Here is an 18,747-nt window from a genome sequence, read left to right as displayed (position 1 = left end):
TCTCCCCACTCACAACAGGAGCACTCGTGCGAATTCTCGTCACCGGCGGAGCCGGCTTCATCGGCTGCAACTTCGTCCACCTGACTCTCCGGGAGCGCCCTGACGCGCAGATCACCGTGCTGGACAAACTCACGTATGCGGGCAATCGCGCCTCCCTCGCCCCGGTCGCCGACCGGATCACGTTCGTCGAGGGCGACATCGCCGACGCCGAGCTGGTCGACCGCCTGGTCGCCGACGCGGACCTGGTCGTGCACTTCGCCGCGGAGTCGCACAACGACAACTCGCTGAACGACCCGACGCCGTTCCTCGAGACCAACATCATCGGCACCTTCACGCTGCTGCAGGCGGTGCGGAAGCACGACGTCCGCTACCACCACATCTCGACCGACGAGGTCTACGGCGACCTCGAGCTCGACGACCCGGCGAAGTTCACGGAGCAGACGCCGTACAACCCCTCCAGCCCCTACTCCTCGACCAAGGCCGGCAGCGACCTGCTGGTGCGCGCGTGGGTCCGCTCCTTCGGCGTGAAGGCGACGATCTCGAACTGCTCGAACAACTACGGGCCGTACCAGCACGTCGAGAAGTTCATCCCCCGGCAGATCACGAATGTGATCGACGGCGTCCGGCCCAAGCTCTACGGTGCCGGCGAGAACGTCCGCGACTGGATCCACGTCGACGACCACAACAGTGGCGTCTGGGCGATCATCGAGCGCGGAGCGCTCGGCGAGACCTACTTGATCGGCGCGGACGGCGAGAAGAACAACCTCGAGGTCGTGACCCTGATCCTGAAGGAGTTCGGCCGGGGCGCCGACGCCTTCGACCACGTCACCGACCGGCCCGGCCACGACCTCCGCTACGCGATCGACTCCACGCGCCTGCGCACGGAGCTGGGCTGGGAGCCGCGCTACACGGACTTCGAATCGGGCCTCGCCGCGACGGTGCAGTGGTACCGGGAGAACGAGGACTGGTGGCGTCCGCAGAAGGCGGCGACCGAGGCGAAGTATTCGGCACAGACCGGTGCCTCTTCGTGACAAGGTCCGTCGCGATCATCGGCACTCGTGGATACCCTAGCTACTACGGCGGATTTGAAACTGCCGTGCGACGGATCGCTCCGTATCTCGCAGAAAGCGGTTGGGATGTCACCGTCTACGGCAGACCCGGATCGACCAAAGCCGATGATGTCGATAGAGATCCGCGGGTAATCAGCCGAGAAACTCGCGGCATCGAGTCCAAATCGCTGAGCACGCTCACCTACGGCCTTTCTTCCTGCCTCGATGCAGCGCGCCGCAAGCCAGACGTCGCCCTTGTGATGAATGTAGCGAACGGGTTTTGGCTTCCCGCACTCAAAGCGCGAGGCATACCCTCGCTCGTGAATGTGGACGGCATCGAGTGGGACCGTGCCAAGTGGGGGCGGGCCGCCAAAGCGATGTTCCGAGCCGGCGCGAAAATGACCGCCCTCACAGCCGATCAGCTCCTGTTCGACGCCGAGGCGATTGGGGCACGCTGGCGTCGCGATTTTCATCGCGACGGCGTGTTCGTCCCGTACGGCGGCGACGTGCCGCCAACGCTTCCCGTGCAGGAAGGTCTCACGCACCGGGGCTACGTGCTGGTGGTCGCACGGTTCGTACCCGAGAACTCGATCGGCGAGTTCCTAAGCGCCGCTGTTCTCCTCAGTGAGCGCTGGCCTGTAGTCATCGTCGGATCGACCGGATACGGAGGAGAGTTCGACGTCCGGGCTAAGAGCCTCAGTGACGAGAATGCGAACATTCAATGGCTCGGTCACGTCAGCGACGACCGACGACTTCTCTCCCTTTGGCAACACTGCGGCGTCTACTTCCACGGCCACAGTGTCGGTGGCACCAACCCGGCTCTGGTGCAGGCGATGGCGTGCGGAATCCCGATCGTCGCACGAGACACAATCTACAACCGCGAGGTTCTGAGTGATAAGGCCGTCTTCACGTCGCCTGACCCGCTGAGCATTGCTAGAAATATCGATCGCCTGATGTCTGATCGAGAACTACAGTCCAGTCTGGCGGCGGCGGTCCAAGAGCGAGCGAGTACTGACTATTCCTGGAACTCCGTATGCGAACGCTACGAAGAAGCTCTGCTGAAGCTCATCGGCGAGACCGTCTCGGCTTGAGACAGCCGCGAGCTCAACAGGCTTGCGACTTTAAGGAAACGAGGAGACACCCTCGTTCGATCCACGCCTGCTCGTTCGCTTACTTCAAGTGGACAGCCGCACTATGTCGGTTCAAACGTGTTGACCCCTGTAGCGGGATGACGCCGTCCCGGTACGACGTGGACCTGCGAAGTTCCTTCCGGCCCTGCGCCCGAGGCCTGGGGTGTCTTCAACCACGAGGGCGCTACTTCTCGCGAATACACCCGTGAGCCCGACGCCGACCAACAGCCAGATCAAGAAGCTGACCGCGCCCTCCTGGAAGGTAGGAAGGACCATCTGGCTGACCATGGTCGCTGAGAGCACGGCAATCGGGAGGAACGCAACTCCGTCGCTACCTGCGCGTAGAGACACTCGCGAGATCCTCCACATCAGGGCGATATAAATGACCAGGACTGCGACGCCCGATTCTAGTGCCAGGAGTAGAAGAAAACTCTCGACGTGGTAGGAATCCTCGTACTGCGCTGCACGAGGTCCCACCACTCCAAGCCCTAGTCCAAGCGGATTCTCGAGCAGGGTTCGAATCCCTGCCTCCAAGCTCAGCGAATGCCCTCCCACTGACGGGTCACCGGCGTCTCCGAGTCGGTTCGAAATATAGAGAAAGGCGCCCGCGAATACTCCAACGACGGCGATCACGACAAAGGCGCCTGTGAGCAAGGGAGAGCGTCGATGAATGCCTCGTGCGGCGAGTACGCAAAGAACGACCACAAGACCGAGAATTCCACTTCGCGACTCCGACAGCATTACGGCGACCATCGGCAGCACCGTTAGCAGGAGACGATGCGACGTCCTCAGGCGCGGTATCAGCCAGACCACGGCAATGGTAGCCGCCATCACGACAGCCATCTCGTTGGGCGCCACAAACGGGCTGAACGCGCGTGGTCGGTCGCTACCAGACGAGAAAAGCGACGTCGGAAAATCATCCCTGTTTGCAACCGGGAGGCGGCCGATCTCTGTGAGCCAGGGAAGACCCCGATTCCACGTGATCACAGCCGTTGCCGCGGCAATTTCCATCACCGCAACGAAGGTGGCGAGGAGCCGCGGTATGGAGCGCGATTCGATCAATGCCGGCACGACAAGCAGCATGAGCAACGGCTCGTAGTCATTGCGCCAGCCATAGCTCGCTTGTCCAACTGAAGGTGAGAAGACAGCCGAGATCAAGGGCACTGTTACCATGAGCGCGACAAGCGCGAGGAGCCAGCCGGGCACTCGCCTGATCTTCCCTGACACGATTGCGACGACCAGCAGACCGAGAAGGATCGCATCCTTCGAAGCGCCGTACGCCGTGCCGATCGCATTCCCTTCGGCCAACTGCGTAATAAGTCCATTGAATGGCACAAGCACGATGAGAAGATAGAGACCGAGCGTCGGAAATCGCAGGAGAAGAAGAACTGCCACGAGGCCGCACAGCCCGAGAAGTGTAAACCCCGGTCCAAGGACGAACATCGCGATCGAGAAGACCGCCGCCAATCCCGCAACAGCAAAAGCCCCCTTCGCGAGAATCTTTCCCATCACAGTCTGCATCTCTCGCTCGGCAGCGAACCTTCAGGAAGGGACCATCTCGTCCGGATCATTCTGCAGCGCCCCCTCAGTGATACCTCAGCAGATTGTACGGGATTTCGAACCGAACAATTTTTCCGACCATTCCTCACTATGGGCAGCTCCGCCCCAAGGCGGGAGACATGAAGATTATGGCAACTTGAATTCACCCGTTTGGGGTGGCCACGACCGATCCGATTCGGACGATGCCTACGCCTACTAGACTGAGAGCGTTCTGCCGCGGCGGCCAATGATGTCTCGGCTCGGCCTCGATCTCGCTGATCCGCCGGGTGCATCCCGTCGGAAGAAGGTAGATGCGATGAAGGTTCTCTTCTGCCACCCGGGCAGCGAACTGTATGGGAGCGACCGCATGGCCGCCGCAACGGTGAAGGCACTGGCAGATGCCGGCCATGTGGTGACCGTTGTGCTTCCGGAGATCGGTCCCCTCGAAGGGCTGCTGACGTCCTCCGGCGCTGACGGTGTGCACACTCTCGATCTCCCCGTTCTGCGCAAGGCGCTTCTGAAACCCGTTCCCTTCACGCGCCTCGTGCTCTCCCTGCCGCTCACCATCGCCCGCTGCATCAGGGCACTCAGGCGAACCCAGGCGGATTTGGTGATTGCGAATACAATTACGCAGCCGTGGTGGATCCTGGCGGCGCGCGCACTCGGCCTCCCGAGCGTGGTCCACGTGCGCGAGGCCGAGACGGAGATCCCCGTGATCGCACAGAGGGTACTGCTCGCGCCTCTCGCGCTCGCCGATCGGGCCGTTGCGAACTCGCGCGCCACCCAAGAGCACGTGGTGCTTCGTGGGTTGCGAATGGAGGGGAAGACATCGGTCGTCTACAACGGGAAGAACTGGGATCCCTACTTCCGTTCTTCGTTCGCAGGAGTGTCAAGCCGACCGCATCTCGTGCTGGTCGGCCGGCTGAATCCTCGAAAGGGGCCCGACGTCGCGATTCGCGGTCTGAGTGCACTGGTCGCTAGAGGGCACGACGCCTCGCTCACCCTGGTCGGCTCAATCTTCCCTGGGTACGAGTGGTACTGGGCCGAACTACACACGCTCGTTTCAGCGCTCGGGCTGGAAGACCGCGTCGTTTTCGCAGGTTTCCAGGAGGACACGACCGGATACCTCGAGCGCGCCGACATCGTCCTCGCTCCGTCAAGGAGCGAACCTTTCGGCACCATCGCGGCGGAGGGCATGGCCGCCGAACGGCCGGTCGTAGTTTCGAATGTGCAGGGGTTAGTCGAGATCGTGAACGGACCGTCGGTCGGCCGGGTGTTCAACTCCGAGGACTTCGGAGCGCTTGCCGAGATCTGCGAGGAGCTCATCGCAAGCCCGGAGGAGGCGGTCCGGATGGCCAGAGAAGGCCGCGCAACCGTGTTGGAACGCTTCTCCGAGCACCGCTACGAACGTGAAATGGTCGCAATCGTCGAAGATACTCGCGCAGGACGCCGTGCGCGGCACATGAGAGGGACTCAGCGATGACCGTCTCCCAGTTCGAGACATCCGTTGTAATAGTCACTTTCAATTCTCGCGACGATATCGTGACGTGCATCTCTCGACTTGATTCGTCGCACGCAACCGAGATTGTCGTGGTCGACAACGCTTCCAGCGACGGTTCAGAGGCCGTGCTGCAACAGTTGCACGAGGACGGCTTAATCAACACCCTCATCCTTTCCGACCATAACGAAGGCTTCGCGAAGGCGGTGAACGCCGGCATTCGAGCGTCCCATGGTGCAGACATCTTCTTGTTGAACCCCGACGCTCAGATCTCGGGTGCCGCACTGGACGAGCTCCGCGCCGCCGCGCGGATGGATGCAACCATCGGCATTATCGCACCGCTCGTCGAGAGCGGCCCCGGCGTTGCGGTAATGGCCGCTGGGCGCCAGCCGACACTGTGGCCCATATTCACGCACTTCACCGGCCTCGCGCGCGCATTCCCTCGGGTCCGATTCCTCAGAGGCCGACATCTGTACATGGCCGCTCACTCCTCTGACGTGCAGGAGGTGGAGTGGGTGTCGGGGTGCGCTCTCTACCTCACAGCCGTCGCGCGTTCCAGAGTTGGACTTCTCTCCGAGCGATGGTTCATGTACGGGGAAGACATCGAGCTTGCCCATCGAGTGCAACTCGCCGGACTACGGGTGATCGTGACGCCCCATGTGCGCGCATTCCACGCAATCGGCTCGTCCGTAAACAAGGCGGGCGGGCGGGTGTCGACAATGTGGGCAGAGAATACCTTCGATTATTACGTCCAAGAATTCCGTCCCGGACTGCTCCGCCGGACGCTTTGGCGAATCATCTTTTCAGGCGGCCTACTCTCGCGCGCCCTGCTGATCCGCACGAAGGCCGCACGCGCGACCTCTGAGCGGGATGAATTGAACGGGCGCGCCACCCGCTTCGAACACTTCGCCTTTGCAGTGTGGAAGCGTCGTCATGGCCGCTAAACCTCCGCCTCACAAGGATGCTGGACCTCCGTCCATCCCGGCTAGCTGTTCTGACGGCGAAGAGAGCTCTGGCGGACATACCCGTCGGACGCTACTCAGCTCGCTGCCTCTGAGCGTGCTCGCGGGAGGGGTGGCCGGCGCTGGCGCGGGCCACCTCACCGATCTGCTCCATCCGGAACCGCGCGCCTCATCCGCTGCACCGTTACAGCTTCCGACTGCTACCACGGACGGCACCGACACCAGGGCTGAGTCGAATGGCTCATCGGACACGGTCGGCCTGATCGCAGACGGAATCACGGACAACTCAGGGCTGCTCAACAAAATCCTCGAGGGCTCGGCACCAGGTTCAGAGATCCGGTTGCCCGCTGGCGTCCTCGTCATCGCGGCCCGGCTCCGTCTGCCCTCCAACATCACCCTGAGCGGGGCAGAGGGCCGATCGACGACGATCCGCCTCGCCGACGGAGCCGATGCACCCTTCGTCCTCGCGAAGGATCTGGACGGCGTCACCATCAGGAATTTGACCCTCGACGGCGGTGTCCAGAACACCAGCCCGGTCTCCCTTCAGATCGACAGCTGCTCGAAGGTGCTGGTGGAGGAGTGCAATTTCGTGCGGATGAGCCATGCAGTACATGTCTACGGCAGCGAACACGCCGACTCCGAGTCGATCATAATCCGACGGAACTCCTTCTCCCAGATCGATGACTTCGCCGTACGGGTGAGCGAGGGAAGCAACTCCGTGACTATACGAGAAAACATAGTCACCGACGTCAAGAAAGTCTCGGCACCGAGCCCCGCAGCCTTCTATATCGTTGGTCGCGGTGTAAGCGTGATCGGCAATACAGTGTTGAGTTCCGAGGACACCGGTGTCCTGATTGCCGGCGAAGGGGCCCAGGACATCTCCGTCTCAGAGAACGTGATGTCGACGATGCTCGTATCAGTTTTCGCAGGAAGCGGCGCTCGTCGGGTGAGGATCAGCGGCAATCGACTCATCTCTGAGCGTGATTTTGGAATCCATCTTTTCGATCGCGAGGCGCGAGCATTGGCGGCCGTTGTTATCGGAAACCAGATAATTTCCTCCGGGAAATCCGGCATTCAGGTTGAGGGTGTGTCGGAAATCACGATCACCGCCAATGCGATTACTGACCCTGGAACGCGCTACGGCATGAAGACGACCTGGCGTGGGGGAATTGTCGTCGAGAAGACCGAGGGCGGTACCGCGAACTCTTTGACGATCAGCGGAAACGTGATTGCCAGCAGCGGAGAATCTTCCCAGATGTCAACTGGCATCCTGGTCGCTGACGCAAGCGAGAACGTGCACGTCCAAGGCAACTCGATCAGTGGGTCACGCGGTGCGGATGTTTCAGTTGATAAATCGATTCGCGCGCCGTATTACGTCGAGACGAAGACGAAAATCTTCTCCTCCCGATCGGCATCTGAACGCTGAAGGGTTGGCACCCCGCCGCACTGCACCCGGCGGACGTGCGACAGATGCCGCCAGACTACCCACCACCCTCGAGAACCTGCCCAAAAAGGACAGAACGCGAGGCCAACGACAGCCGCAGCGCGATGTCCTCAAGTCAGCCTGAAGGGTTGCTCAATGCTCGCGTCTCCATTGGGCCCCGTCGTCGTGACCCTGAAGTAATAGGAGCCGGCTGCGGGCGCCGCCCCGTTTGACCGACGACCGTCCCACTGCACTGTTCGAGGACCCGATTGGAACTTCTGCCCGTCGATCAGCGTCCTGACGACCGTTCCGTCGGCCGCGAAGACGCGGACGGTCAGAACCGTTCGATCTCCAGTCACCAAGGAAAGCCCGACGGGATCACCCCGCGTCGCGACCGCCGGACGTACGTCCGGGTCCGACACGACGAAGACGGGATCCGGCGACAGCGAGACCGAAGCCAGACCGTTTTCAACCGGGAGCACCGCCATTGAGCCAGCGTCGTTGATCCAAGCAGCGGCGCCAGGCACAGAAAGTGACACCTGGTCCTGGGCGAGAGCATAGACCGCTTGCGTGACGGCACCGTCGCCCATGAACACCACTCCACGAGTCGCCCCGCCGTAATGAGCGGTGAGATCATCCAGAATCAATCGTCCGCTGCTCGGCCCAGCGGTGGACTTGTAGATATGCACATTCGTCACGACAATGGGGTAATCGACTATATTGTCATTGTTCCCACCCGAACTGGTACTGTTTGGATTGCCGTTGTCAAGATAGAATACCAGCCTAGACCAGTTAGCCCCACCGACGGCACCGATCTTCGACTCAAAGGATTCGCCCGTGGCATCCCTGACCTTCAAGAAGATCGTGGCATTGCTATTGTTACCATAGGCCCAAATGGAAAGCGCTGTCGGAGCACCTTGAACCGACTTATTCATCGTGAGAACGCCGCCTTTCGCGGCGCTGGAGGAGTAGTTGTAATCTACCGCCAGCGCTCCAGCTCCGGACATGCGACTCGTTGTCGTCTGCAGTGATGTCGAGCCGCCCGACCCCAGTGATGAGCGAGTGATTCCCGTCGTGGATGCCAGATCATCGATAATAGTCGTAGACCCATCCGAGCTGGGATTTGCATGGCCGATCGGAACCGATCGTGCCGTCGCTCGTCCGAACTGCGCGAACGTTTGGTAAGCGGGCTTCGCCCGACCGTTCCTCTCGACGAGGCCATAGTTGTCGATCGAATTCGTCGAGGTGCCGAGTTCGCGGAGATTGAACCACACAACTCCCTTGACCCCCTGACCAGCCGCGTCGATCGCTAGCCGCGAGAGGAACTGGGCCTGCTGCTGCTCCGTGACCCGAGCGGAGCATTCTCCGCAGGTCGTCCAACCGAACTCCGTCAACCACAGGGAGCGTCCCGGAACGTTGCGCGCTACCCAGGTCTGAGCCGAGTTGAACCAGGTGTCGATAATGCTCGGCTCGGGCGCACCCGTGACGTACATGTGCAAGGCGATCCCGTCATACGAGTCGCCTGCCCCGTTCGCAGCAACGCCGTCCATGAACGACTCCGAGAAACCGCCCGCGAGACCTCCCACCAGAACCGTCGCCGACGGATCTATCGCCTTGATGGTGGTCGAGCTAGCGCGCAGCAGCGACGCGTACCCAGCGGGATCAGGCGCCGGTGCCCAATACTTGTCAATATTTGGCTCGTTCCACACTTCCCATACTGAGACACGTCCCGCGTACCGATGGACCGTCGCACCGACGTAGTCGCGCCATGCATCCAAGTCCGACGGCGGATAGTAACGGGCCGCAGCACTGGGAGTTCCGATGGGGGCACTAGATGCCCAGTCCGCCGAGTACACAAGCTTCCCTACGATTTGAAGGTTGCGCGCCTCGGCGACTGCGACCATCTGATCGAACTTCGCCCAATCAAAATAGCCATCACGAGGCTCGACGCGGTTCCACTCAAACTCTTCGCGGGCATATTTGACGTAGGCATCCTCCATCCACTTTGCCTCGGTATCGGCCGCGCCGATCGTTTCATAGGTCGACATCGAACTATTGACGCCGAGAACTGCTGAGCTGGTGTCATCGGCTGGCCTCGCGGAGATGCCGGCGAAGTACGGCACTCCCTGCGTAGTTGTTTTCGTCATGCCTTCTATCGGGCCGTACGAGAGAATTGCCGAGATGTTGCCACGCAAGCCCTGCCCTGAGTCTGAGAGGCCGTCCCAGGTGACGGTTTGCGAGCCTGCCGCGGGCGCGCTGCCAGCGAGCGTGCGCCGCAGTCCGGTTGAATCAATAAGTACCACCCGCCAAGGACCGGCTCCCCCTGCATTCACAGTCACAGAGGTGAAGCCTCCCGCGGTGAACAACTTCGGGGTCGCGGTCTGAAGTGTCCAGCCATCATCGACAGTTCTGAGGTTATCGACGGCGACTGAGCCCGATGAGGGCTGCGTTCCGTTCCGGACGACCGCGAGGCGATAGACCGAGACCGGCGCATCTAGGACGCTGTTCCCATTGCCACCGCTTGCTGCTGCTGGCGACATCAGATCGATGGTACCCGTCGTCCACGTTGTTTTGTTCAGGGTACCGACCCTGTAATAAAGGACCTCTCCGGTGGCGTCCCGGAGACGCAAGTAGAGTGTGTTGTAAGTACCATCACCTCGATAGTCAAGCTTGAGCGCTCTGTAGGCCTTCGACTCGAGCTCGGCGGGAGTTCGCGTTCGTCCGACCTCGAAAGCGCGTGCGCTCACGTCGTACCCAAGGAGGAGGGCCGTCCTCCCTTCGCTCGGCGCGGATGAATCGCTCCCCGAGGTACCGGTGCCGAGAACAGGCATCCAGGACGATCCACCGTCCTCGAATGACTCGACCACGGACTCGGTCGCCGCCGCCGACGCGTGCTGACCAGGCCCAGCCAACGTCGCGATCAATGAACCGACGAACACCGCGGAGACGAAGGCTACGGCTGACAAGCGCGATCTGGGCATTTCCCCTCCAGATGACCGTTCCTGATCCCCCGCCCCGTTGCGAGGAACAGCGTCAGTGACGACTCGGAATCGACGCTATGTAGCGTTGGTCAGCCGCCGTCTCAAATGAGGCTTCTTTTCCGCTCGACACCCCCGGTAGAGGGGCGTCAACCACTCGATCGTACGGTGGGAGAAACGTTCATCGTCAGCAGCCCGCCTACTTTCACCGTCCTCGAGGATATCTGGTGGCGATTCACTAGGATTTAGTAAAGGACCCGCGGGAGCGACGCGGGCGAGGACTCGATGAACTTGGAGCAATTGCGTGAGCAGACCGACCGTTACCGTGGTAATCCCCACCATCGGACGGCCAGAGGTCGAGCGCGCAGTCCTCTCAGTCCTCGCGCAGACCTCGGCGGTCACCGAGATCCTCGTCGTCGCCGACACCCTCGACGAGTTTCAGCTTCCAGAGGACGGACGGGTCAAGATCCTTCGTGTTGGTCCGGGAGCCGGCGGAAACGGCGCACGTCAGGCCGGAGTCGAGGCTGCGTCAGGTGAACTGATCGCGCTCCTCGACGACGATGATGAGTGGCTCCCCGAGAAGCTGGAGAGGCAGCTCTCTTTGATCGGTGACGAGCGGTCGGGTACGTGGGTCTGTACCTCACGCGTAGTGATGATCCGACCGGGGGGCGACCGTCAAGTGCAGCCGCGGTTCCCGTTCGAGGCGGGGAGCGACCTTCTCCACTATATGTTCCGCAAAACCAGTCCTCTATCCGGTCACGGCTTCATCCAGGCCTCCACGTTGGTCTTTCCACGCGCCCTCGCGCTGGAGGTGCCGTTCGATACATCCCTGCGATTCCACCAGGACATCAGCTGGCTGGTCGACGTCTATCGGGCCCACTCGGATATCACGGTGATTCAAGCCTGGGCTCCGCTGGCCGCCTACCATTCCACCGTTGGCTCCGTCTCGAAGCGTATCGACCCGCGCGCCTCCATCGAATGGGCGAGAAAGCGGCTCGCTGCCGACCCGCGCACGATGGGCGACTTCATTCTCACGCAGTCGCTGGGCTTCGCACGGAGGTCTTCCTCGCCTTTGCGGATGATCCAGGTTCTAGGCGCGGGAGTGAGACACGGGCGTCCGGGCCCAAGTGCCGTCGTCTATGCGGCTGGCGCCATTGCCAAAACGGCGGTCGGCCGATGAACCGCGAGATCGTGATCACCGTTGCCACGTACAAGCGACCAGATCTGCTCAGCGAGTTGCTCAGGTCCTTAGAAAAAGAGCATCGACGCACGGCATTCACTGTCATCGTCATCGATAACGACGCCTCCGGCTCCGGCGAAGCCGTCGTAGCGTCATCGGATCTGCCGATCACCTACGCGATCGAGCCGGTGCCGGGGATCGTCGCCGCGCGTAATGCCGCACTGGACCGCCTTCCGGCCACTGCGACTCACGTAGTTTTCGTCGACGACGACGAGACGGTGAGCGAGGGATGGCTCGATGAGCTGCTCCGCGCCGAGGAGCGTTACGGTGCGGATGTCGTGTGCGGCCCCGTGCTTTCGGTCTTCCCTGACGATAGCCCCAGATGGATTCGCGATGGCGGCTACATTCAGCGATCGAACGAGTCCGAGGGAGTCACCAACCGAGTGCCCGCTACGAATAACACGCTTGTCACGACAGCCCTTCTCCACCGAGCCGGCGATCCCCGTTTCGACGAGGCCTTTTCGCACACCGGAGGCAGCGATACCGCGTTCTTCACCCCCCTCATCGCTGGCGGTGCGCGCGTCGCGTGGGCACCCTCCGCCCTCGTCTCCGAAAGGGTGCCCTCGAACCGTCTCACGTTCAAGTGGGTCATGCGCCGATATATCCGGGTCAACAATGTCTCCGGACGGATGATGCTCGCCACGACCTCGCGCCCTGTATTGCTGAGCAAGGCGCTGGCGAGTATCGCGTACGGCGTGGCGAAGACGACCTTCGCGGTGGTCCGTGGAAAGGGCCTGCGCCTGGTCGACACACGCTACGTCACCCGCGGCCTCGGCTGGCTCGGTGCGGTATCAGATCGACTGGTGCAGGAGTACTCGCGCCCCGGCAAGGACGGTTAAGCGACCGAGCATTGGACCATCGGCTCGGCGTCAGGAGGCGGAGCCACCCCGACGGCGAGCGAGGATCATCCTGATGATCGCGATCTGCGCTCGATAAGCGGGTACCGATGCGACGATGACTGCCGTGTAGAGCGCGACCAGGACCGAAGCGACCACCAGCGCCGCGATTGCACCGGGTACGAGCGCTGTGATGAGGAGGCCAGCGCACGCGGCCGGCACTCCGAGGACTGCCACGATTCCGAGTCCGGACAAGATCAGCGGTCCGGTACTCACAGGCGAGCTACGACCAGCCCACCACATCTGAATGAACCAGAACAGCAGGTATCCGATTGAGCTGCCGATCGCCACACCCAGCCCGCCCCACGGGACTCCAATGAGAATCGCCAGAACCACGACGGGCTGCGAGATCAGATAGATGGTGAATTGCTTCCCGGTCAGCCCGAGAGAAACAAAAATCCAATATGGAACCTGGCCCATCGCACGGAAGATTCCGGAGACTGCAAGGGCCTGCAAGATCGGTACGACCGGCATCCACTTCTCTCCGAGTATCACCTGCACGAGGGGACTCGCAAGGCCTACCATGCTCGAGTAAAAGATTGACGCAAGTGCGACAGTGAAGAACTGGCCGGAGCGCAGGAAGCGGAGGAACTGCACTCTGTCGTCTTGCACACGCGACAAGATGGGGATCGCAACCCGCGAGAGGGGTGCCGTCAACTGGTTCAGCGGAAGGACAATCAGCTGATAAGCCCGGCTGTAGTGGCCGAGTGAGCCCGCGCCGTAGAAAATTCCGAGCATCACGTTGTCGATGTTCTTGGCAACGTAAGCGAGGCCCTGCGTTCCTGCGAGCGCACCCCCGAACCGTAGAAATCGGCTGATTGAAGTGTGAAAGCGAGGAAGGCCAGGAAACCATCGCGCGAAAAACACGTCGAGCGCGAGTGCGGAGATGGAAACGCTAAGCGCTTGGACGACCAGCGCCCAGTATCCGCCCCCTGAGGCGGCAACCAAGATCGCAAGAGCAAGACCCAGCGCTTGCGGAAGCGCTTCTGAGAGCCCCAACGTCATGAAACGGAGATCTCGGTTGATCTGCGCCTTGAATTGAGACGCGACACCGTTGACCAAAAAAGTCGTCGCGAGTACCTGTGTGATCTGGACGAGACGTGGCTCGTTATATAGCGCAGCGAGCCCCCAAGAGGAGAAAAAGACAATCGTTGCGAGGATGAGACCCGCAGCAGTATTCGCCCAGAAGAGATTCGTCTTCTCGGCGGATTCGAGCTTCTTCGCCTGTACCGCTGCAACGGAAAGCCCGAGATCCCGCAGTAGTTCACCGACGCCGATCACGGCGGTAACCATGGCGAGCAGACCGTAGTCGGCCGGAGCGAGAAGCCGCGCGAGGATGACGATGGAGAGGCCGAGGAGGCCTATCCGAATACCTTGCCAAAGCAGCGTGGCCCCGACTCCGTTGAGCGCCCGACCACCGAGGGAACCAGTCATAGACCGACGCCCACGTGGAGGGCCCGACGCGTTATCCTTTCGATCGCCTCATCGGCGACCTCGAGAGCGCGATCGAGTTCTGCACGGCGGAGTAGCTGTCGTGCCAGCGCGTCGGCTACGGCGTCGGCCGAAAGATCTTCCGAAAGTACCGTCACTCCGCGGTATTCGATCGCATCGAAGTGGCGAGCGACCTTGGGGTCCTTCTCATCGACGAGGTTGACGGGAACGGCTCCCTCGGTCGCACCGACGATCAGCACATGCAGGCGGTCGCTGACGACAAGAGCCGCGCTACGGTAGACCTCACGAAGACGTTCCTCCTGCTCGGCGTGCGGGACTCCGTCGTCCCAGAGCAACGCAGCGCTTCCGAGAGTCTTCGCGAGCTCGCGGGTGCGCTCGTTGTCCCGCCCTACCTGGGTGCACACGATGACCGAGAGTTGAGCCCGCTCAGCAAATCGGCGGATCCCTTCCAGTGTGGGAGCGGCCAATATTGTCCGGTCACTGCGATATGAGAGCACGATCGATCCACGATCCGCCTGGGATCGGTCACTTCCGACCGCAGCGAAACCCCAATCCGGCATGACCTCGCCGATCCCGAAGGCGGCTGCGCTCTCCGGGTCCCGCCATGCCACGAGGTTTGAAAGCCGGTACAAACGGCGGAACATCGGCACAACCGCGGGATTAGCGACTCGTTGGCCGATGCCGAGTCGCAGGACTCGGCCTCCGGTCACTCGTACTGCGGCGATGAGTGGCAGCAGGCTGCGTTGACCGAGGTAGATGTCTCGTGTGACGAGAACTTCCCCGGGCTTGTCTACAAACCAGGTAGAGCCGCGCACTGCGGACGCGATAGCCGCCCTTTTCCACGTCTTCATATCAGAATATACGACATCTCCAGATTCAAGAGCCAGAGCCTCGATGAAGTTTTTAGAGGCATCTCCGAGGAAGAGGTGTAGCGCACCTACTGCTCTAAGTCGATCAAACAACTCGCGCCGCAGGACGACATCCCCGATGTTGTCCTCTTGACCAGTACCTCGAACGAAAACACTTCTTGTCACGCACTCACTGCTTTCTCGCGTCGCTTCGTCGTTCTGTCCGGCAACTCGTCGCGGCTCGGAGCCCCGGCGCTCGCCCAGGCTAGTCCACGTCAAAGGCGCCGCTGACCTCGCGGGGAACCAGTAACGCGGGATCAGCCTTCGCCCAGGCATTTCTGACGAGCTGTACCGCGGATTCACCCCGGAAGGGGGTCCGAGCCCACCTCCTCAAGCAATCCGAGCGAAACGAGCCGGTCCACGAACGCCTCGACGTCAGAACGCACGGCGGAGTCTCGCAGACCGTAGTTCGCGCACAAAGTCTGAATGATCTCGTTCGTCGAGTGGGGAGAGCTGAACCCCTCCCAGATCGCGAGCGCGCTCGACACCAGTTCCAGCGGGAGGAACTGATGTTGTATCGGCTCGGCCAGTAGATAGAGGCTGTCTCCGCTGGTCATCGAGATGGTTCCCGACGCTTGCTCATAGAGACGAGACACGATCCTCCTCGTGGGCCGCGGGATGCGTTCCCGCTGCAGGGCGTCAGCCACAGACGCTAGAGTGGCTGTCCGTGCAGCCGAGTACGAGGTTACCGCTCAACGTCGCCACCGCTTTCGCACACGCGATGGTCTCAAAAGAGGCGGAGGGCGCGGGGATCCGGTTGATCTCGATCAAAGGCCCGGTCAATCTGCATTACGGTCTGCGAACGAACTACACGCCCAGCGATGCCGACTTCCTCGTCGACCCGGCGCGTTTCGACGAGCTCCTGCAGATGCTCCAGACGAACAACTGGCGGATCCGTCCTGTCGTCGGTCATCCACGTATGGTTGAACTTCACTCGGTCACTCTCATCCATCCTGATTGGCCGTGCGATCTGGACGTCCACCGATTTTTCCCGGGCTTCCTCGTCGATCGTCAGGACGTCTTCGATTTGGTATGGGCCGATCGCCACACGATGACGATCGCCGGACGAGAATGCTCGATCCCCTCGTTGCCGATGGCCTGGGCTATCACTGCGCTTCACGCTCACCGTGACGAGATCCGAGAGGGTGGACGGCGGCAGCTCCGGCGGTTGGAGTTGTTCGCCTCACAGCGCCTCGCGGAGGGCGAGCTCGCGGACCTTGGGCAATTCTTGAACGACTCAGGCGCCATGGAGACGTTGCGAAGCTCGATCGAGCCGCTGGGAATCTACTCGAGGACCGCATCGGCCAACTCCCCCGAGCTCGTCGCGTGGAATATTCGGCGCTTCGCAGGGATGCACCCGGCCGTCGCCCTCATCGATGCCCTCCGCTCACGCCGCTACCGCGAAGTAGCTCGAATGGCACGATCGATTCTCATGGAGGGCCGCCCCGAACGCCACGACACCGGCTTACGCGCACTCATAGCGCAGACCGCCTTCTTCTGGTTGCAGCTCCGGCGAGTGATCGCAGCAGTTCCGTCGATACCTCGCTGGTACCGAGTAGTCCGGGATGCACGTCGCGGTCGGCCCGTGCGCTGACAAGCGCTGTTCGGCCCCTCAGCGCACCGCCACCGTCGACCGATCGCGCCCGGTCAGATCCCGCTGCGTCGTCGCCCCGCGCCAGCCGTCCGCGGTCAGCAGCGCGCGGATCTCCGCCCCCTGCAGCTCGCCGTGCTCGATGACGAGCACTCCCCCGGCCCGGAGCAGCCGGAGCGCCGTCCGCGAGAGCGAGCGCACGACGTCGAGCCCGTCCTCGCCGCCGTAGAGCGCGGCCGGCGGGTCGTAGCGCTGCACCTCGATGTCGCGCGGGATCGCCGCCGACGGGATGTACGGCGGGTTGGAGACGACGACGGAGACCGTGCCGTCGAGCTCGGGCAGCGCGTCCGCGAGGTCGACGAAGACGATGCGGGCGTTCTCCAGGCCCAGGCGGTCGCGGTTGCCGCGCGCCCAGAGGAAGGCGTCGACGGAGTTCTCGACGCCGATCACCCGCGCGTGCGGGACTTCGTGCGCGAGCGCGAGTGCCAGAGCTCCGCTGCCGGTGCCGAGGTCGACGGCGATGGGCGACTCGTCGGGAACGGCACGGAGGGCGTCGATGGCGAGCTGCGCCACTCCCTCCGTCTCGGGCCGCGGCACGAAGACGCCGGGGCCGACCGCGAGCTCGAGCGAGCGGAAGGGCGCGACGCCGGTGATGTGCTGGAGGGGCTCGCGCGAGGCCCGGCGCTCGATCGCGAGATCGTAGGCGTCGCGGGTCGTCTCATCGAGCGGGAGTCCGGTGATCAGCCACGCCTGGAGCGACCCGCGGCCGAGGCCGAGCAGGTGGCCGAGCAGCAGCTCGGCGTCGACGTCCGGGGTGGGCACGCGCGCCGCGGTCAGCCGGGCGACGGCGTCCGCGAGGAGCGCACGCGCGTCGAGGTCCATCGTCACCGTGCTCACGACTCGTCGGAGCCGATGTCGGCCAGGCGGGCCTCCTCGTCGAACTGAATCGCGCTCTCGACCACGGGGTCGAGCGCTCCGTTCATCACGCCGTCGAGGTTGTAGGCCTTGTAGCCGGTGCGGTGGTCCGCGATGCGGTTCTCGGGGAAGTTGTAGGTGCGGATGCGCTCGGAGCGGTCCATCGTGCGGATCTGCGTCTTGCGCGCGTCCGAGGCGGCGGCGGCGATCTCCTCCTGCTGGCGCGCGAGGATGCGGGCGCGCAGGACGCGCATGCCGGCCTCGCGGTTCTGCAGCTGGCTCTTCTCGTTCTGCATCGAGACGACGATGCCGGTCGGGAGGTGGGTGATCCGCACCGCGGAGTCGGTGGTGTTGACCGACTGGCCGCCGGGTCCCGACGAGCGGTAGACGTCGATCTTGAGGTCGTTCTGGTTGATCGCGACCTCCTCCGGGGCGTCGACCTCGGGGAAGACGAGCACGCCGGTCGTCGAGGTGTGGATGCGGCCCTGCGACTCCGTCACGGGGACGCGCTGCACGCGGTGCACGCCGCCCTCGTACTTCAGGTGCGCCCAGACGCCCTGCGACGGGTCGGTCGCGTTGCTCTTGATGGCGACCTGGACGTTCTTGTAGCCGCCGAGGTCGGACTCGTCGCGGTCGAGGATCTCGGTCTTCCAGCCCTTCGCCTCGGCGTAGTGCAGGTACATCCGGAGCAGGTCCGCCGCGAACAGCGCGCTCTCGGCGCCGCCCTCGCCGCCCTTGATCTCCATGATCACGTCGCGGCCATCGTCGGGGTCGCGCGGGATGAGCAGGCGGCGCAGCTTCTCCTGCGCGACGCGCAGGGACTCCTCGAGCTCCGGCACCTCCTCGGCGAAGGCGTCGTCCTCGCGGGCGAGCTCGCGCGCGGCCTCGAGGTCCTCGCCGGCCTGGATCCAGGCGGCGTGGGCCGACTTGATCTGGTTCAGCTCGGCGTAGCGGCGGTTGACCTTCTTCGCGCGCGCGGCGTCCGCGTGCAGGGCGGGGTCGGACAGCTGCGTCTGGAGGTCCTCGTGCTCGGCGAGGAGGACGCTGACGGATTCGAACATGGGGTGATCCTGGTTTCCGGGGGTCGTAGGAGGCGGGTGGGCAGGACTTGCTGGTCGAGTAGGTGCCGCAGGCACCGTATCGAGACCGACGTGCTCAGCGGGGTG

The 18,747-nt window shown here is 62.8% G+C and carries 15 protein-coding genes; 8 read left to right on the top strand and 7 right to left on the bottom strand.

Annotated features, from left to right (window positions below):
* Positions 1 to 26 precede the first annotated feature (26 nt).
* Positions 27 to 1,031 (top strand): dTDP-glucose 4,6-dehydratase, encoded by a 1,005-nt coding sequence (gene rfbB, locus EDF36_RS04105; protein ID WP_123732025.1) that lies wholly within the window; start codon positions 27 to 29, stop codon positions 1,029 to 1,031.
* Positions 968 to 2,140 (top strand): glycosyltransferase, encoded by a 1,173-nt coding sequence (locus EDF36_RS04100; RefSeq protein ID WP_260300521.1) that lies wholly within the window; start codon positions 968 to 970, stop codon positions 2,138 to 2,140. Before rfbB ends, EDF36_RS04100 begins: the two co-directional genes overlap by 64 nt.
* Before the next feature lie 111 nt (positions 2,141 to 2,251).
* On the opposite strand, the gene EDF36_RS04095 is transcribed toward EDF36_RS04100, so the two are convergent.
* Positions 2,252 to 3,688: an O-antigen ligase gene (locus EDF36_RS04095; protein WP_148059967.1), complete on the bottom strand. Its 1,437-nt coding sequence runs from the start codon at positions 3,686 to 3,688 to the stop codon at positions 2,252 to 2,254.
* A 346-nt stretch (positions 3,689 to 4,034) separates the two neighbouring features.
* Between EDF36_RS04095 and EDF36_RS04090 the strand changes: the two genes are divergently transcribed.
* The 3 genes from EDF36_RS04090 (at position 4,035) to EDF36_RS04080 (ending at position 7,604) form a co-directional block, all read left to right on the top strand.
* The gene (locus EDF36_RS04090; RefSeq protein WP_185020361.1) at positions 4,035 to 5,201 is read left to right on the top strand and encodes a glycosyltransferase family 4 protein; all 1,167 of its coding nucleotides are present in this window, start codon (positions 4,035 to 4,037) and stop codon (positions 5,199 to 5,201) included.
* A complete protein-coding gene (locus EDF36_RS04085) occupies positions 5,198 to 6,160 on the top strand; it encodes a glycosyltransferase (protein WP_123732021.1) in 963 nt (320 codons plus the stop codon). The genes EDF36_RS04090 and EDF36_RS04085 overlap by 4 nt, the downstream gene beginning before the upstream one ends.
* A 115-nt stretch (positions 6,161 to 6,275) precedes the next feature.
* Positions 6,276 to 7,604, top strand: a complete 1,329-nt coding sequence (locus tag EDF36_RS04080) for a right-handed parallel beta-helix repeat-containing protein (RefSeq protein ID WP_185020360.1) — start codon at positions 6,276 to 6,278, stop codon at positions 7,602 to 7,604.
* Between the two features lie 128 nt (positions 7,605 to 7,732).
* Here the strand turns inward: EDF36_RS04080 and EDF36_RS04075 are convergent, their stop codons facing one another.
* On the bottom strand, positions 7,733 to 10,348 hold the full coding sequence (locus tag EDF36_RS04075; protein WP_185020359.1) for a FlgD immunoglobulin-like domain containing protein: 2,616 nt from the start codon (positions 10,346 to 10,348) through the stop codon (positions 7,733 to 7,735).
* Positions 10,349 to 10,883: 535 nt separating this feature from the next.
* Between EDF36_RS04075 and EDF36_RS04070 the strand changes: the two genes are divergently transcribed.
* On the top strand, positions 10,884 to 11,759 hold the full coding sequence (locus EDF36_RS04070) for a glycosyltransferase family 2 protein (protein WP_123732018.1): 876 nt from the start codon (positions 10,884 to 10,886) through the stop codon (positions 11,757 to 11,759).
* Positions 11,756 to 12,658, top strand: a complete 903-nt coding sequence (locus EDF36_RS04065) for a glycosyltransferase family 2 protein (RefSeq protein ID WP_185020358.1) — start codon at positions 11,756 to 11,758, stop codon at positions 12,656 to 12,658. The genes EDF36_RS04070 and EDF36_RS04065 overlap by 4 nt, the downstream gene beginning before the upstream one ends.
* A gap of 30 nt (positions 12,659 to 12,688) precedes the next feature.
* Here the strand turns inward: EDF36_RS04065 and EDF36_RS04060 are convergent, their stop codons facing one another.
* From EDF36_RS04060 to EDF36_RS04050, 3 genes are all read right to left on the bottom strand, one after another.
* Positions 12,689 to 14,149: a lipopolysaccharide biosynthesis protein gene (locus tag EDF36_RS04060; protein ID WP_123732016.1), complete on the bottom strand. Its 1,461-nt coding sequence runs from the start codon at positions 14,147 to 14,149 to the stop codon at positions 12,689 to 12,691.
* Positions 14,146 to 15,201: a polysaccharide pyruvyl transferase family protein gene (locus EDF36_RS20865; RefSeq protein WP_148059966.1), complete on the bottom strand. Its 1,056-nt coding sequence runs from the start codon at positions 15,199 to 15,201 to the stop codon at positions 14,146 to 14,148. The genes EDF36_RS04060 and EDF36_RS20865 overlap by 4 nt, the downstream gene beginning before the upstream one ends.
* Before the next feature lie 173 nt (positions 15,202 to 15,374).
* Entirely contained in the window at positions 15,375 to 15,671 is a 297-nt protein-coding gene (locus tag EDF36_RS04050) for a PqqD family protein (RefSeq protein WP_221181606.1), read from the bottom strand.
* Between the two features lie 71 nt (positions 15,672 to 15,742).
* Here EDF36_RS04050 and EDF36_RS04045 point away from each other — a divergent pair, with 71 nt between their 5' ends.
* On the top strand, positions 15,743 to 16,669 hold the full coding sequence (locus tag EDF36_RS04045; RefSeq protein ID WP_148059965.1) for a nucleotidyltransferase family protein: 927 nt from the start codon (positions 15,743 to 15,745) through the stop codon (positions 16,667 to 16,669).
* An 18-nt stretch (positions 16,670 to 16,687) separates the two neighbouring features.
* On the opposite strand, the gene prmC is transcribed toward EDF36_RS04045, so the two are convergent.
* A complete protein-coding gene (gene prmC, locus EDF36_RS04040; protein ID WP_123732412.1) occupies positions 16,688 to 17,548 on the bottom strand; it encodes a peptide chain release factor N(5)-glutamine methyltransferase in 861 nt (286 codons plus the stop codon).
* An 11-nt stretch (positions 17,549 to 17,559) separates the two neighbouring features.
* Positions 17,560 to 18,642: a peptide chain release factor 1 gene (gene prfA / locus EDF36_RS04035; protein WP_123445476.1), complete on the bottom strand. Its 1,083-nt coding sequence runs from the start codon at positions 18,640 to 18,642 to the stop codon at positions 17,560 to 17,562.
* Between the last annotated feature and the right edge of the window lie 105 nt (positions 18,643 to 18,747).

The sequence above is a fragment of the Rathayibacter sp. PhB152 genome (genome assembly GCF_003751395.1).
Taxonomy (GTDB): domain Bacteria; phylum Actinomycetota; class Actinomycetes; order Actinomycetales; family Microbacteriaceae; genus Rathayibacter; species Rathayibacter festucae.
This window is presented reverse-complemented; position numbering and strand designations above follow the sequence as displayed.

Bases quoted from the DNA above. Each gene is read 5' to 3' on its own strand.
- EDF36_RS04065 (WP_185020358.1), top strand. From the start codon at position 11,756: ATGAACCGCGAGATCGTGATCACCGTTGCCACGTACAAGCGACCAGAT.
- prmC (WP_123732412.1), bottom strand. From the start codon at position 17,548: ATGGACCTCGACGCGCGTGCGCTCCTCGCGGACGCCGTCGCCCGGCTG.
- EDF36_RS04095 (WP_148059967.1), bottom strand. From the start codon at position 3,688: ATGGGAAAGATTCTCGCGAAGGGGGCTTTTGCTGTTGCGGGATTGGCG.
- EDF36_RS04085 (WP_123732021.1), top strand. From the start codon at position 5,198: ATGACCGTCTCCCAGTTCGAGACATCCGTTGTAATAGTCACTTTCAAT.
- EDF36_RS04060 (WP_123732016.1), bottom strand. From the start codon at position 14,149: ATGACTGGTTCCCTCGGTGGTCGGGCGCTCAACGGAGTCGGGGCCACG.
- prfA (WP_123445476.1), bottom strand. From the start codon at position 18,642: ATGTTCGAATCCGTCAGCGTCCTCCTCGCCGAGCACGAGGACCTCCAG.
- EDF36_RS04090 (WP_185020361.1), top strand. From the start codon at position 4,035: ATGAAGGTTCTCTTCTGCCACCCGGGCAGCGAACTGTATGGGAGCGAC.